15 protein-coding genes and 1 tRNA gene are annotated in these 12,991 nt (G+C 41.8%); 14 read left to right on the forward strand and 2 right to left on the reverse strand.

Annotation, left to right across the window (positions count from 1 at the left end):
• Window positions 1-2 precede the first annotated feature (2 nt).
• Together WG905_RS04825 and WG905_RS04830 are read left to right on the forward strand one after the other, a co-directional pair.
• Window positions 3-683, forward strand: coding sequence for a lycopene cyclase domain-containing protein (locus WG905_RS04825; protein WP_339590574.1), 681 nt, complete (start codon window positions 3-5; stop codon window positions 681-683).
• Window positions 670-903, forward strand: coding sequence for a cytochrome b5 domain-containing protein (locus WG905_RS04830; RefSeq protein WP_339590575.1), 234 nt, complete (start codon window positions 670-672; stop codon window positions 901-903). The genes WG905_RS04825 and WG905_RS04830 overlap by 14 nt, the downstream gene beginning before the upstream one ends.
• 73 nt (window positions 904-976) lie before the next feature.
• Here WG905_RS04830 and WG905_RS04835 read toward each other — a convergent pair whose 3' ends face one another.
• The gene (locus WG905_RS04835) at window positions 977-1,891 is read right to left on the reverse strand and encodes a PfkB family carbohydrate kinase (RefSeq protein ID WP_339590576.1); all 915 of its coding nucleotides are present in this window, start codon (window positions 1,889-1,891) and stop codon (window positions 977-979) included.
• A 138-nt stretch (window positions 1,892-2,029) separates the two neighbouring features.
• Here WG905_RS04835 and WG905_RS04840 point away from each other — a divergent pair.
• The 12 genes from WG905_RS04840 (at window position 2,030) to WG905_RS04895 (ending at window position 12,059) form a co-directional block, all read left to right on the forward strand.
• Window positions 2,030-2,103, forward strand: a tRNA-Asn gene (locus WG905_RS04840).
• A gap of 260 nt (window positions 2,104-2,363) precedes the next feature.
• Window positions 2,364-2,768 carry a VOC family protein gene (locus WG905_RS04845; RefSeq protein WP_339590577.1) on the forward strand — a complete coding sequence of 135 codons (405 nt, stop codon included), beginning with the start codon at window positions 2,364-2,366 and terminating at the stop codon, window positions 2,766-2,768.
• Window positions 2,769-2,825: 57 nt separating this feature from the next.
• A complete protein-coding gene (locus tag WG905_RS04850; RefSeq protein WP_339590578.1) occupies window positions 2,826-3,425 on the forward strand; it encodes a DMP19 family protein in 600 nt (199 codons plus the stop codon).
• 207 nt (window positions 3,426-3,632) lie between these two features.
• On the forward strand, window positions 3,633-4,862 hold the full coding sequence (fucP, locus tag WG905_RS04855) for an L-fucose:H+ symporter permease (RefSeq protein ID WP_339590579.1): 1,230 nt from the start codon (window positions 3,633-3,635) through the stop codon (window positions 4,860-4,862).
• Entirely contained in the window at window positions 4,837-5,166 is a 330-nt protein-coding gene (locus WG905_RS04860; RefSeq protein WP_339590580.1) for an L-rhamnose mutarotase, read from the forward strand. Before fucP ends, WG905_RS04860 begins: the two co-directional genes overlap by 26 nt.
• Window positions 5,167-5,171: 5 nt before the next feature.
• Window positions 5,172-6,812 carry a UxaA family hydrolase gene (locus WG905_RS04865; protein WP_339590581.1) on the forward strand — a complete coding sequence of 547 codons (1,641 nt, stop codon included), beginning with the start codon at window positions 5,172-5,174 and terminating at the stop codon, window positions 6,810-6,812.
• Between the two features lie 47 nt (window positions 6,813-6,859).
• Window positions 6,860-7,621: an SDR family NAD(P)-dependent oxidoreductase gene (locus WG905_RS04870; RefSeq protein ID WP_339590582.1), complete on the forward strand. Its 762-nt coding sequence runs from the start codon at window positions 6,860-6,862 to the stop codon at window positions 7,619-7,621.
• Window positions 7,622-7,654: 33 nt separating this feature from the next.
• Window positions 7,655-8,512, forward strand: a complete 858-nt coding sequence (locus WG905_RS04875) for a fumarylacetoacetate hydrolase family protein (RefSeq protein WP_339590583.1) — start codon at window positions 7,655-7,657, stop codon at window positions 8,510-8,512.
• Entirely contained in the window at window positions 8,499-9,353 is an 855-nt protein-coding gene (locus WG905_RS04880) for an amidohydrolase family protein (protein WP_339590584.1), read from the forward strand. The genes WG905_RS04875 and WG905_RS04880 overlap by 14 nt, the downstream gene beginning before the upstream one ends.
• 11 nt (window positions 9,354-9,364) lie before the next feature.
• Window positions 9,365-10,102 carry a (Fe-S)-binding protein gene (locus WG905_RS04885; protein ID WP_339590606.1) on the forward strand — a complete coding sequence of 246 codons (738 nt, stop codon included), beginning with the start codon at window positions 9,365-9,367 and terminating at the stop codon, window positions 10,100-10,102.
• A complete protein-coding gene (locus WG905_RS04890; RefSeq protein ID WP_339590585.1) occupies window positions 10,099-11,463 on the forward strand; it encodes a lactate utilization protein B in 1,365 nt (454 codons plus the stop codon). Before WG905_RS04885 ends, WG905_RS04890 begins: the two co-directional genes overlap by 4 nt.
• Window positions 11,460-12,059, forward strand: a complete 600-nt coding sequence (locus tag WG905_RS04895; RefSeq protein WP_339590586.1) for a LutC/YkgG family protein — start codon at window positions 11,460-11,462, stop codon at window positions 12,057-12,059. The genes WG905_RS04890 and WG905_RS04895 overlap by 4 nt, the downstream gene beginning before the upstream one ends.
• On the opposite strand, the gene WG905_RS04900 is transcribed toward WG905_RS04895, so the two are convergent.
• On the reverse strand, window positions 12,044-12,961 hold the full coding sequence (locus WG905_RS04900) for an AraC family transcriptional regulator (protein WP_339590587.1): 918 nt from the start codon (window positions 12,959-12,961) through the stop codon (window positions 12,044-12,046). The two genes, WG905_RS04895 and WG905_RS04900, sit on opposite strands and share 16 nt — an antisense overlap.
• Window positions 12,962-12,991 lie beyond the last annotated feature (30 nt).

A 12,991-nucleotide genomic window follows, 5' to 3' on the forward strand; every position in this document is an offset into this window, starting at 1 on the left:
AAATGAATAACAGCATTTTATTTAATCTGATCCTTATCCTGGTTCCCTTTCTGTTAGCCTTTGATAAAAAGGCGGTAGTTTTCAACGGCTGGAAGGCTATCTTTCCTTCAGTAGCTATCATGGGGATTGTTGCAGTGATTATCAAAATCATATTTGCCCGGTATAAGCTCGTTCTTTATGATTACAGTCAAACATCCGGCGTTTCTTTTTTTGAGGTCCCTGGCGAGTCTGCCTTGTTTTGCTTTACGGTGCCTTTTGCAGGAATCTGTATCTACAATTATTTAAATAGCCGCTTTCCAAAGAACGAGCTTGAAAAATACAGCCTGGCCTTAAGTAATATATTCCTGGGTTTATCCATTGCTATTATTTTCTTTGCTTATACAAAAGCATACACCGTACTTACTTTCTCTCTATTTCTGCTATTGCTGCTTTATATAGAGTATATCAATACTTACAGATTTATGTATAGATTTTATAGAGTCTATGGTTTATTTATTTTGTTATACGCATTATCCCAGTTACTGTTTAACAATGGAAGTACCATCGCTTACCATGTAGCGCATACCATTAAGTTTAATGTGGCCTATGTTCCCTTTGAAAACTATTTCCTTTTAGGCCTCTTCCTTTTGGCTGCTATTTACTTATTTGAATTCTTTAAACGCCCAAAACATGGATTTGCCTGATTATACCAAGCAGCAACTGGCTTTGCGCAACGGACAAGATAAACCGCAAATTTGGGTGGCTTTTAAAGGTTTGATTTATGAAGTTACCGAAAGCAGGTTGTGGCGCAATGGCAAGCATTATGAACATTGGGCCGGGCAGGATTTAACAGAAGAGCTTGCTGATGCACCGCATAGTGAATCTGTTTTTGAGAAATTCCAGCCTGTTGGCCGATTGAAATAACATACAATAAAAAACAGGCGCTCAGCCTGTTTTTTATTGTATGTTTCGCTTATAGCTTCGAAGCCAGCGATTCTTATATTGTAAATGAACTCAGATTAACGAATCCCCTGATACGGGCTTGAATTTCTTCCTGGGTTAAATCCATAATTCTTTCTGTTCCGAATTTTTCCACGCAAAAGGAAGCCAATGCTGAGCCGAAAATGATCGCATTTCTCATGTTGTTGAAATTGATGGTCCCCACTTTCGATAAATAACCAATAAATCCGCCAGCAAAAGTATCGCCAGCACCTGTCGGATCAAAAACTTCAGCAAGCGGAAGGGCAGGAGCAGAGAAAACCTGGTCTTTATGGAATAATAGCGCACCATGTTCACCTTTTTTAATGATCACATATTTAGGTCCCATTTCCTGGATTTTCTTAGCCGCTTTAACCAGAGAATACTCCCCAGATAACTGACGTGCTTCGGCATCATTAATGGTTAAAACATCTACCAATTTAATGGTTTCCAATAAATCATCCATCGCGATGTCCATCCAAAAATTCATGGTGTCCATTACAATCAGTTTTGGCCTCTTTTTTAGGCGCTGTATAACCGTTTGTTGTGTTTTCGGTGCAAGGTTAGCTAACATCAGGAACTCGCAGTCCTGGTAGCTCTCAGGGATTACAGGATCAAAATCTGCAAGAACATTCAGTTCTGTAGTTAAAGTATCTCTGCTGTTCATATCATTGTGGTATCTTCCAGACCAAAAGAAAGATTTTTCACCTTGTTTAATTTGTAAGCCTTCAGTGTCTATACCATGGTTGTTTAAAGTATCAATGTCTTCCTGGCGGAAGTCATCACCCACAACACCTACAATTTTTACGTCTTTGCTAAAGTAAGATGCAGCTAAACCAGCGTACGTTGCGGCCCCACCAACAATTTTATCGGTTTTTCCAAAAGGTGTCTCGATGGCATCGAAAGCTACAGATCCTATGATTATCAGGCTCATATATAAAAGGTTAATTTTTTTTAAAATATTTTCACTGCAAAGATTGCATAAATAATTTAAAAGCCCTAATATTGCATTCCCAAAACGATCGAGACTTGCTTCAAATATCAGAGTCGAGATCGTTGAAGGGAAAAAGGATCCCGAATAGCTCAGCTGGTTAGAGCATCTGACTGTTAATCAGAGGGTCGCTGGTTCGAGCCCAGCTTCGGGAGCATCAATGGAAAAGCGGATAATCGAAAGATCATCCGCTTTTATTGTTTTTGGCTACTAAAGGCTAAAAATCTTTTAAAGGATCAGTTAACCTGTTCTACTCCCCAATTCAAACTTAGGTTGAGTTTGTATCCGATAGCAGTCAATTCATATTCAACTTTTGGCGAGCTTGTACAAAGACTGTGCGTTTCATAGAGAAAAATTTAATCGGTTACGATAACATGAAAATAATTTTGCATCATTGATAAACTTAAATAGCAAAATGAAATTTAGTAACATCAGACTTTTAGTGACTGACTTTGACAGGTGCTTCACTTTTTATAACGATATTCTCGGCTTAGCGTGCTCTTGGGGCAAACCTGGGGAGAACTTTGCTAGCTTTGACATTGGAATCCCATCAGGACTCGCCATATTCAAAGCGGAATTAATGAGCCAGGCCACCGACAATTCAGACGCAACGAAAAACGAAATTCTGCAAGACAAATCAGCAATAATCATTGAAGTTGAAGATGTAAATGAAACGTTTGAAAACCTTAAAGGCAAGGGGTTAGTTTTTTTAACTGAACCAAAAGATATGCCGGCTTGGGGAATCAGAGTTGCGCATTTCAGGGACCCTGAAAACAATTTGATTGAACTCTTTTCAGAACTCCAGGTTAAACCATTGTAAGCTTCAACGCGGAAGGCCTTCATGTTCACAGCCATGGTAATGACACGACAACCTAAAATGATGAAAATAATCCTTATTGGATTAATTACAACCAGCTTGAGCCTATTCAGCTGTACCGAGCGGATGAAAAACAACGATCGAGCCTTCGGAAATAGATCAATTCATAAAAACCTTACTGAACAAGACATTGACACTGCTTCTGACCAGCGTCTTTTACATACTGTTCACGACAATTTAGAACAGAAGCATCCAGAAGACTATCAAAGGGAATATGAGACTGTTATGGCCTGGAACAAATCCAGACAAGCAATTTATATGATTTGGGCATTGGAAACTGAAGTGAATAATGGTGGCTATAATCAATTTTACTTCAATTCGAGCGGACAGTTTTATAAGCACTTACCTCAAATGTTAAGACTTATTGGGGCGAATAAATTTGCATCATTGACACAAAAAGCCAATGACGTGTTTGAACATGAAAATAAAAAGATAACAAAACACCAAAATGGGACGATTGAAGGATTTAGCAAGTCTTATGACGACAATCCTTTAAATGAATTTGATACAGCTTTCCAGCATCTTTATCAGAACGAGGATTTATATCAACTTCAAATAGACTACATACGGAAAAACAAAATGGACTTTATCGACAAATGACACAAAAGGATGAACAACTTCGATCTGATCATCTTTGAAGCTAGACAGGCACATTCAATTAATTGATATACGGAATATTGCTCCTGACTATGAATTTTTATTTAAGCCAACCTGCAATTAAAAGACAATATACTTGAATATTATGATAATTTAGTTAAATATTAGGTGCCTGATTTTCTCTTACTTTGAACACTACAAATAAAGCAGATGGCGAAAAACAAATATTTACTGCCCTTTATCATGATCACTTCCCTGTTTTTCTTGTGGGGTTTTGCTTATGGATTGCTGGATGTTTTAAATAAACATTTCCAGGAAACACTGAACATCACTAAAAGCAGGTCGACCTTACTTCAGGCAGCTTATTTTGGTGCCTATTTCCTGGTGGCTTTGCCTGCCGGTTATATGATGAGTAAATACGGTTACAAACGAGGGATCATCATCGGCTTACTGTTCTATGCCATTGGTGCATTCATGTTTTATCCGGCAGCAGAAAATTCAAGCTTTAACCTGTTTTTATTGGCCTTATTTGTATTGGCATCCGGACTTACCTGCTTGGAGACAGCAGCCAATCCCTATGTTACCGTATTGGGTGCGCCCGAAACCGCAACAACCAGGCTCAACCTTTCCCAATGTTTCAATGGAGTGGGTTCTTTTTTAGGGCCTATTATCGCTTCCTATTTATTTTTCAATGAAGCACCTGGAGCTACAGGCGGTAATTTAGATGCGGTTAAACTCATTTATGTCATCGTTGGTTCATTGGTTTTGGTGGTTGCGTGGATATTTATGCGCACAACTTTACCGGAAATCAAGGAAAGTGAAATCGTGAGTGAGGCATCGCTTAATCAGAAACCTCTATTTCAACACAGCAATTTTACTTTTGGCCTGATAGCGCAGTTTTTTTACATTGCTGCCCAGGTAGGCATTGCGGCTTTATTTATCAACTATTGTACAGAAAGCAGTGTAGGTATCGACAATTCCGATGCCGCGAAGCTGTTGTCGGTAGGCTTAATCTTATTCACGGTGGGCAGGTTTGTCGGTACAAGTTTAATGCGCTTTATCCAGCCTAATCATTTATTGGCTGTTTATGCTTTTGTAAATGTACTGTTAAGTGTATTGGTCATCATTAATCAAGACTGGATGTCAGTTTATGCCATGTTGGGCTTATTTTTCTTCATGTCTATTATGTTCCCCACCATTTTTGCATTAAGCTTAAAAGATGTTGGTAAGCATACCAAAAAAGCATCCTCCTTCCTGATTATGGCTATTGTGGGTGGCGCTATTGTGCCTTTCGTAATGGGAACCCTTGCGGATGTTTATAATACCGCCACAGCTTACAGTATTCCCTTAGTATGTTTTTTAATCGTCTTTATGTATGGTTTAAAAGGTTATAAAGTAAAAAAATCAACAAATTATGAAGAAGTACTGCTTGACGCTTGATTTGGTTGACAACCAAGAGCTGATTAATGAGTATGATCGATGGCATCGTGAGGTGTGGCCGGAAGTCATCTCAAGTATCAAGGATGCGGGAATAGAACATATGGAAATTTACAGGTATCATAATCGTTTGATCATGATGATGGAAGTAAATTCATCCTATAATGCAGAAAAAAAGGCAGCGATGGACCTTGGCAATGAAAGAGTCCAGGAATGGGAGCAGTTGATGTGGAAATATCAACAGGCTTTACCGGGTGCCCAGCCCGGCGAAAAGTGGGTGATGATGGATAAAATTTTTGAATTGTAACGAATATGGAATATATACAAATTCATCCGGCAGATAATGTGCTGGTTGCTCTACAGGACCTTTCCAAGGGAACGGTTATCTATTTTGATGAACTGCCTATCATTTTACAAAATGATGTGAAGGCAAAACACAAGTTCTTTATCAACGACATGAATATTGGCGATGAGGTACTGATGTATGGTGTCCTCGTGGGGAAAGCCATCACCTCCATCGTAAAAGGCGGCTTAATGACAACAGAAAACATTAAACATGCCTCCCAGGATTACAGTTACAGGGGCGTAAATCTTCAATGGCAGGCACCTGATGTTTCTGCTTTTGAGCACCGCACCTTCAATGGTTATCATCGCAAGGATGGCAGCGTAGGTACAGCTAATTACTGGTTGTTTGTGCCGACGGTGTTTTGCGAAAACAGAAACCTGGATGTCATTAAAGAAGCATTGAATAATTCCCTGGGTTATGAAGTTACCCAAAAGTACAAAGAATTTACCGGTCAGCTGCTTCATGCTTATGCAGCGGGTGAAGCCATTGAAACCTTCCAGGTAGACCAGTTAGCCAATCTTCCCTCCACAAAAAGCAGGGTATTTAAAAATGTCGACGGCATTAAATTTCTTAATCACCAGGGGGGCTGTGGCGGTACCCGTCAGGATGCAGAATTGCTGAGTAAACTACTGGCTTCCTATGCAGATCACCCTAATGTGGCCGGCATCACAGTGTTGAGCCTTGGCTGTCAGAATTTGCAAACAGATAACCTGCTGGCAGATATCAAAAAACGGAATCCTTCTTTTGATAAACCGGTATTTATATTTGAGCAGCAGCAAAGTAAGAGTGAGGAAGATTTAATTAAGGAAGCGATCTTGAAAACTTTTATAGGCTTGACGGAGATCGATAAGATCGAAAGAAGTCCGGCGCCATTGAGTAAACTTTGTGTAGGGGTAAAATGTGGGGGTAGCGATGGCTTCAGTGGTATCTCAGCAAATCCCGCTGTTGGTTACACCTCCGATTTGCTTGTAGCCTTGGGTGCGAAAGTCCTTTTAGCCGAGTTCCCTGAATTATGTGGTGCCGAGCAAAATATCATTGACCGTTGCGTGGATCAGCAAACCGCAGAAAAGTTTATCCGGCTGATGCAGGAATATGATGCACAGGCACATGCCGTGGGATCGGGTTTTTATATGAACCCCTCACCGGGAAATATCAAAGATGGCCTGATTACCGATGCCATTAAAAGCACGGGAGCAGCAAAAAAAGCAGGTACTTCCCCTGTGGTAGATGTGCTTGATTATACCGAGCCTGCAACCTTACCAGGTTTGAGCCTGGTTTGTACCCCCGGAAATGATGTGGAGGCCACTACAGGTAAAGCTGCGAGTGGTGCTACCCTGATTTTGTTTACGACCGGTTTAGGTACGCCAACAGGAAATCCTGTTTGTCCGGTCATAAAAATAGCGACCAATACGGCTTTAGCAACAAAAATGGGTGATATTATTGACATTGATACCGGTGCCATCATTCGCGGAGAAAAAACAATTCAGGAGATGGGTACGGAGATCCTGGAATATTGCATTAAAGCGGCAAGCGGAGAAATTACACCAAAAGCAGTTCTTTTAAACCAGGATGATTTTATCCCCTGGAAAAGAGGAGTATCTTTATAGATTCAGGTTGCTTTATAGCTTAAAAATATAATCATTTAACAAAATATATGTTTAGTTTAAAAGGTAAATCAGCAGTTATTACCGGTGGCGGTAGTGGTATAGGAAAAGCGATAGCCATCCTGTTTGCAAAACAAGGGGCTGCCGTACACATCATCGAACTGAATGCTGATGCTGCAGCACAAACCATCGGTGAAATCGGACAGGACGGTACTGCTTATGCTTATAGTTGCGATGTGAGTAACCAGCAGTTGGTGGCAGATACATTCAACACAATTGGTAAAATTGATATTTTAGTTAACAATGCTGGCATTGCCCATGTGGGTAATGTGGAGAACACCACAGAAGCTGATTTCTTAAAGATATTTGATGTAAATGTACGTGGTGCCTATAATTGTTTGTATGCTGTCATTCCGAAAATGAAAGAGCAGGGTGCTGGGGTTATCCTGAATATGGCCTCCATCGGTGCATTGGTCGGAATTGCTGACCGCTTCGCCTATTCCATGAGCAAGGGTGCGGTATATGCCATGACGCTTTCCATCGCCAGGGATTACCTCTCCGCAAATATCCGTTGCAATAGTATATCACCTGCAAGGGTGCATACGCCCTTTGTAGATGGCTTTATTGCTAAAAATTATGCAGGTCAGGAAGCTGAAATATTTGATAAACTATCTAAAAGTCAGCCGATAGGCCGCATGGGTACACCTGCTGAGGTGGCTTCCCTTGCTTTATATTTATGTTCTGATGAAGCCGGATTTATCACAGGTAATGATTATCCGATAGATGGCGGATTCGTTAAGTTAAATAATTAAAAATCAATACATATACAAAACCAAATTATACAGATGAAATTAATTAGATGGGGCGCAGCCGGACAGGAGAAAACCGGTGTAGTTATCAATGATATATGGTACGATACCTCTGCCTTTGGAGGTGATTATGATGAGGCTTTCTTTGAAAATAATGGTTTGGAACGACTGTCGCAATTTGTGAAAGCGAATGAGGGCAACCTTGTCGAGATCAGCAGTGAAGAGCGTTTAGGTTCGCCTATCGCCCGTCCTTCAAAAATTGTTTGTATCGGATTAAACTATGCAGACCATGCGAAGGAAACCAATGCCCCTTTGCCTCCTGAACCCATTATTTTCATGAAGTCTACCACTTCCATGGTGGGGCCTTTTGATGATATCGTTATCCCGAAGAATTCTGAGAAAACGGACTGGGAAGTCGAACTGGCTGTGGTTATTGGCAAAAAGGCTTCCTATGTGGAAGTGGAAGATGCCCTGGACTATGTTGCAGGTTATGTTTTGCACAATGATGTGTCTGAACGTGCTTTCCAGCTGGAAAGAAACGGTACATGGGACAAAGGTAAAGGCTGTGATACTTTTGCGCCTTTAGGTCCATTTCTGGCCACTAAAGATGAAATTGCTGATGTAAATAACCTGCGTTTATGGTTAAGCGTTAACGGCCAGCTGATGCAGGACGGGAACACTTCAAACTTCATTTTTGATGTGCCTTTTGTGATCTCCTATGTGAGTCAGTTTATGACCTTATTGCCGGGTGATGTGATTTCTACCGGAACACCTGCCGGTGTAGGCTTAGGCTTTAAACCTCCTGTATATTTAAAAGAGGGTGATGTGGTAGAGCTTGGGATTGAGGGGCTGGGTGTTGCCAAACAGAACCTGATCGCTTATGTTAAAAATTGATGCCCACCAACATTTCTGGCGCTATGATCCCATAAGGGACAGCTGGATTGATCATGATATGACCATCCTGCAGGATGACTTTTTGCCTGAACATTTACAGCCTATCCTGGAGCATTATGGTTTCCAGGGTAGCGTGGTCGTGCAATCTGATCAATCTCCTGCAGAAAACCTTTTTCAAATTGAAAATGCTGCACAGTATCCATTTATCAAAGCGGTAGTAGGCTGGGTAGACCTGGAGGCCGCTGACTTGACGGAACAGCTGCAGCAATACGGTCACCACCCCAAGCTTAAAGGCTTCAGGTCTATACTGCAGTCGGAAAACGATCGCTCCTATATGCTTAGGCCAGACTTCAAAAGAGGCATCAGTCAATTGCAAAGCTTTGGTTATACTTTTGACCTGCTGGTCTTACCAGATCAGCTTAAATATGCGCTTGAGCTGGTTACTGAATTTCCTGATCAGCCTTTTGTGCTCGACCATATTGGTAAACCAAATATCAGGCACAGGGCTATTGTCGACTGGGAAAAGGACATTAAAGCTTTGGCTGCGCAAGAAAACGTTTATTGCAAAGTATCGGGGATGGTCACCGAAGCTGATTACCGTAACTGGAAATTTGAAGATTTTAAACCTTATCTTGATGTGATCTTCGAAAGTTTCGATACCAATAGGGTCATGTATGGTTCCGACTGGCCGGTTTGCCGTTTGGCAGCCACATTTGGCGAGGTAACGGGGATCCTGGATGGCTATACGGCTGCTTTCTCTAAACATGAACGTGCACTTTTCTGGGGTGGAAATGCCTGCCGATTTTATAACATTAACCCGAATGGATTAACCAAACCATGATGAGCAAACTAATGAAAGTTGGCCTTTTTATCCCCTGTTATATAGATCAGTTTTTTCCCCAGGCAGGGATCGCCACCCTGGAGCTGCTGGAAAAGTTCGGTGTGGATGTTCATTATCCCAGTAAACAAACCTGCTGCGGACAGCCGATGGCAAATTCTGGTTTCGCCAGTTTAACCGGAGGTTGCAATGAGTTATTTGTGGATAATTTTGCAGCATACGATTATATTGTGTGTCCATCGGGAAGCTGCGTTTTGCATATTAAAGAGCATTTAAGCTCCACTAAAGACACTGTAGCGGCAAATGCCATCCGCAATAAAATCTATGAGCTCACAGAATTTTTAACAGACATCTTAAAAGTTGACAAGTTAAACGCTAAATTCCCTTATAGGGTAGGTTTACACCAAAGTTGTCATGGGCAAAGAGGCTTGAAAATCGCTCAAATGTCGGAACTCATGGAGCCGGAATTCTCAAAACCTTTACAGCTGTTATCCATGGTTGAAGGGATAGAGATTGTACCGCTTGACAGGAAGGATGAGTGCTGTGGATTTGGGGGCACTTTCTGTGTAACGGAAGAAGCTGTATCTGTAAAGATGGGCAAAGACAGGGTTGCCGATCACCTGAGAAATGGTGCGGAATACATCACCGCGGCAGATCTTTCCTGTCTGATGCATATGGAAGGCATTTTAAAGCGCCAGGGGAGTACGGTAAAGGTGATTCACATCGCAGAAATTTTAAACCACAATTCATGAAAACCCATGCTGATGCTGCGGAGGCATTTATAAAAGATGAAGCCAGAACAGACTGGCATGATGAAACCTTATGGTATGTGCGCGAAAAGAGAGATCTGGCCGCCCACGGCATCCCTGAATGGGAAAAGCTTAGGGAATGGGGCTCCCAGATAAAAAACCACACCCTTTCTAATTTAAGTAATTACCTCATTGAATTTGAAGAAAATGCCATGGCTAATGGCATTAAGGTGCATTGGGCAGCAGATGCAGCAGCACATAACCAGATTGTCCACCAGATTATAAAAGATAACCAAGTATCTAAAATTGTTAAGAGCAAAAGCATGCTCACCGAAGAATGCCACCTCAACGAATACCTTATTCAACAAGGGATAGAAACGGTGGATACCGATCTTGGCGAGCGGATTGTGCAGTTACGTAAAGAACCACCCAGTCATATTGTACTACCTGCTATCCACTTAAAGAAGCAGGATGTGAGTGATACTTTCCATGAATTTCTGCATACAGAAAAAGGCAATTACGATCCTCAATATTTAACGGAAGCTGCCCGTCAGCACCTGAGGGCTAACTTCATTGCTTCGGATCTGGCCATTACCGGGGTGAATTTCGCTATTGCAGAAACTGGCGGCTTTGTGGTCTGCACCAATGAAGGCAATGCAGATATGGGCGCCCATACGGCAAACATCCACATCGCCTGTATGGGCATAGAAAAAATAATCCCTAAAGCGGAGCATCTTGGGGTATTTTTACGACTGCTGACCAGGAGCGCAACCGGGCAACCGATTACCACCTATTCCAGTCATTACCATCGGCCAAGAGCAGGACAACAAATGCACATCGTTATTGTAGACAACGGCAGGACCCGACAGCTGGGCAGGGCAGATTTCAGAAATTCATTGAAATGCATCCGTTGTGCAGCTTGCTTTAACACCTGTCCGGTTTACAGAAGAAGTGGCGGCCACAGTTACCATACCGCTGTAGCAGGGCCGATAGGCTCTATTTTAAGTCCTAACCTGGATATGAAAGCCCATGCCGACCTTCCTTTTGCATCCACACTTTGTGGCTCCTGCAGCAATGTTTGTCCGGTTAAAATTGATATTCATGAGCAGTTGTGGAAATGGCGACAGGTCATTGTAGCTGAAGGCTATGTAACCAAAAGCAAAGCAATGGGGATGAAGGGGATGACTTTTGTGCTTTCAAAGCCCTCTATTTATGCTTTATCGGGTAAAATGGGGCGATGGGCGATGAAAACCATGCCTTTTATGGTCAATAACCGTTTAAACGCCTGGTATAAACAACGTGAAATGCCGGAAGTACCTGCACAAAGCTTTAGTGAATGGTATAAAAAGAACAGGAAAAAATGACGCCAAGAGAAAAAATATTAAAAGCAACCCTTGAAAATCAGCCGGCACTGGTTGCCTTGCCTACTGTTGATTGGGCGGCTTTGCTGACTTATGAAGATGTGGTTGCACAGTTTGAGGCCATGTTAACGAAAATTGGCGGAAACGTGATCAGGTTCAGTGCTATTGAAACCCTACAGGCACACATACAATTGCATGCTCCCGATGAGGTGGTGATCAATACGCTCGATGCCAGTGGGGAGCAACGCATGCAGCTGGCTGCACTGCGGTCTTTTGAACTTGAAAATGTACATACCGCTTATGTAAGGGGCGCCCTGGGTGTAGCAGAAAATGGGGCAGTCTGGGTAGATGAAAAAGCGATGATCAACAGGGTACTGCCTTTTATTTGTCAGCACCTGGTACTTGTATTGCGTGCAGATCAGATTATTGCTACCATGCATCATGCCTACCAGCAGATCGATGTTGCCACCACAGGTTTCGGTGCCTTTATCGCAGGCCCCTCCAAAACCGCCGATATAGAGCAAAGTTTAGTCATTGGCGCACATGGCCCCAGGAGTTTAACCTTGTTTCTGCAGGTGCCGGATCAGGATAAAAGATAACCATTCGTTTTTAAACGTTTCTTGTAAGCCGAAGGATTAACCCGCAGTATTTTCTTGAAAATCTTGGAGAAATGATGACGGTCTGAAAATCCGCATTCAAAAGCAATTTCATCAAGGGATTTATGGCTATGGTGCATCAGGTTGCTGGCAGCCTGTACTTTTAATTTAAGAATGTATTGTTGCGTGGTTACTCCGGTACTTAATTTGAACAAGCGGGCAAAAGAATTAGTAGCCATGTTTGCCGAGTCAGCAAGTTGCTGGTTGGTAATTTTGAGCCTATAATTTGATTCAATAAATTTTATAGACTGCAATATCCTAAAATCCACATTCTCCGAGGTCCAGATTTCCTCCGGAAGCTGAAACAAACAATCTAGGATTAACTGTTTTGCTAACAAGCTCTCCCGAATGCCTGTGATCGTTTGCTGGATACACGCTTTCTTAATTGCATCCAGGAGCTGCTGTTTACCAGCATGAAATTTGATCTCATAAATATCGTTGTTCACAAAGTCAAGCGGATACCCTAATGAAAAATGCATAAACAGATGATCTACCTTCCCTGTACGGCTGAAGGTATCAACGTCATCAGATTTCTGAAAGCTTCTTCCTTTGATAGATTCATTTCCTCTTGGATGATGGATTTTAAGTTGGGATGAAAAAGAAGTGTTAGGGGGAATAATGATGATGCTATCCTGATTTAAATGGATGATTTTATCTTTATAATGAATACTGGAGCCCGGTACCGAGTTATGGTATATTCTCCAAAAAGGCACTTTAAGGTCTATAAACTCCCATTCCTCTAGGATCCAATAACGACAACAAAACAATTTGATACTCAGGTCAGTAAAGTTTTGTTGTACATCTGCCGGATCTATTTTTTTCTGTTCACTGATTCTTAAGCTCATCCTGATGTTTGTTTTGTACATATTATTGGG

Origin of the sequence: Pedobacter immunditicola (assembly GCF_037482985.1) — a bacterium.
In the GTDB taxonomy this organism is placed as follows: Bacteria; Bacteroidota; Bacteroidia; order Sphingobacteriales; family Sphingobacteriaceae; genus Pedobacter; species Pedobacter immunditicola.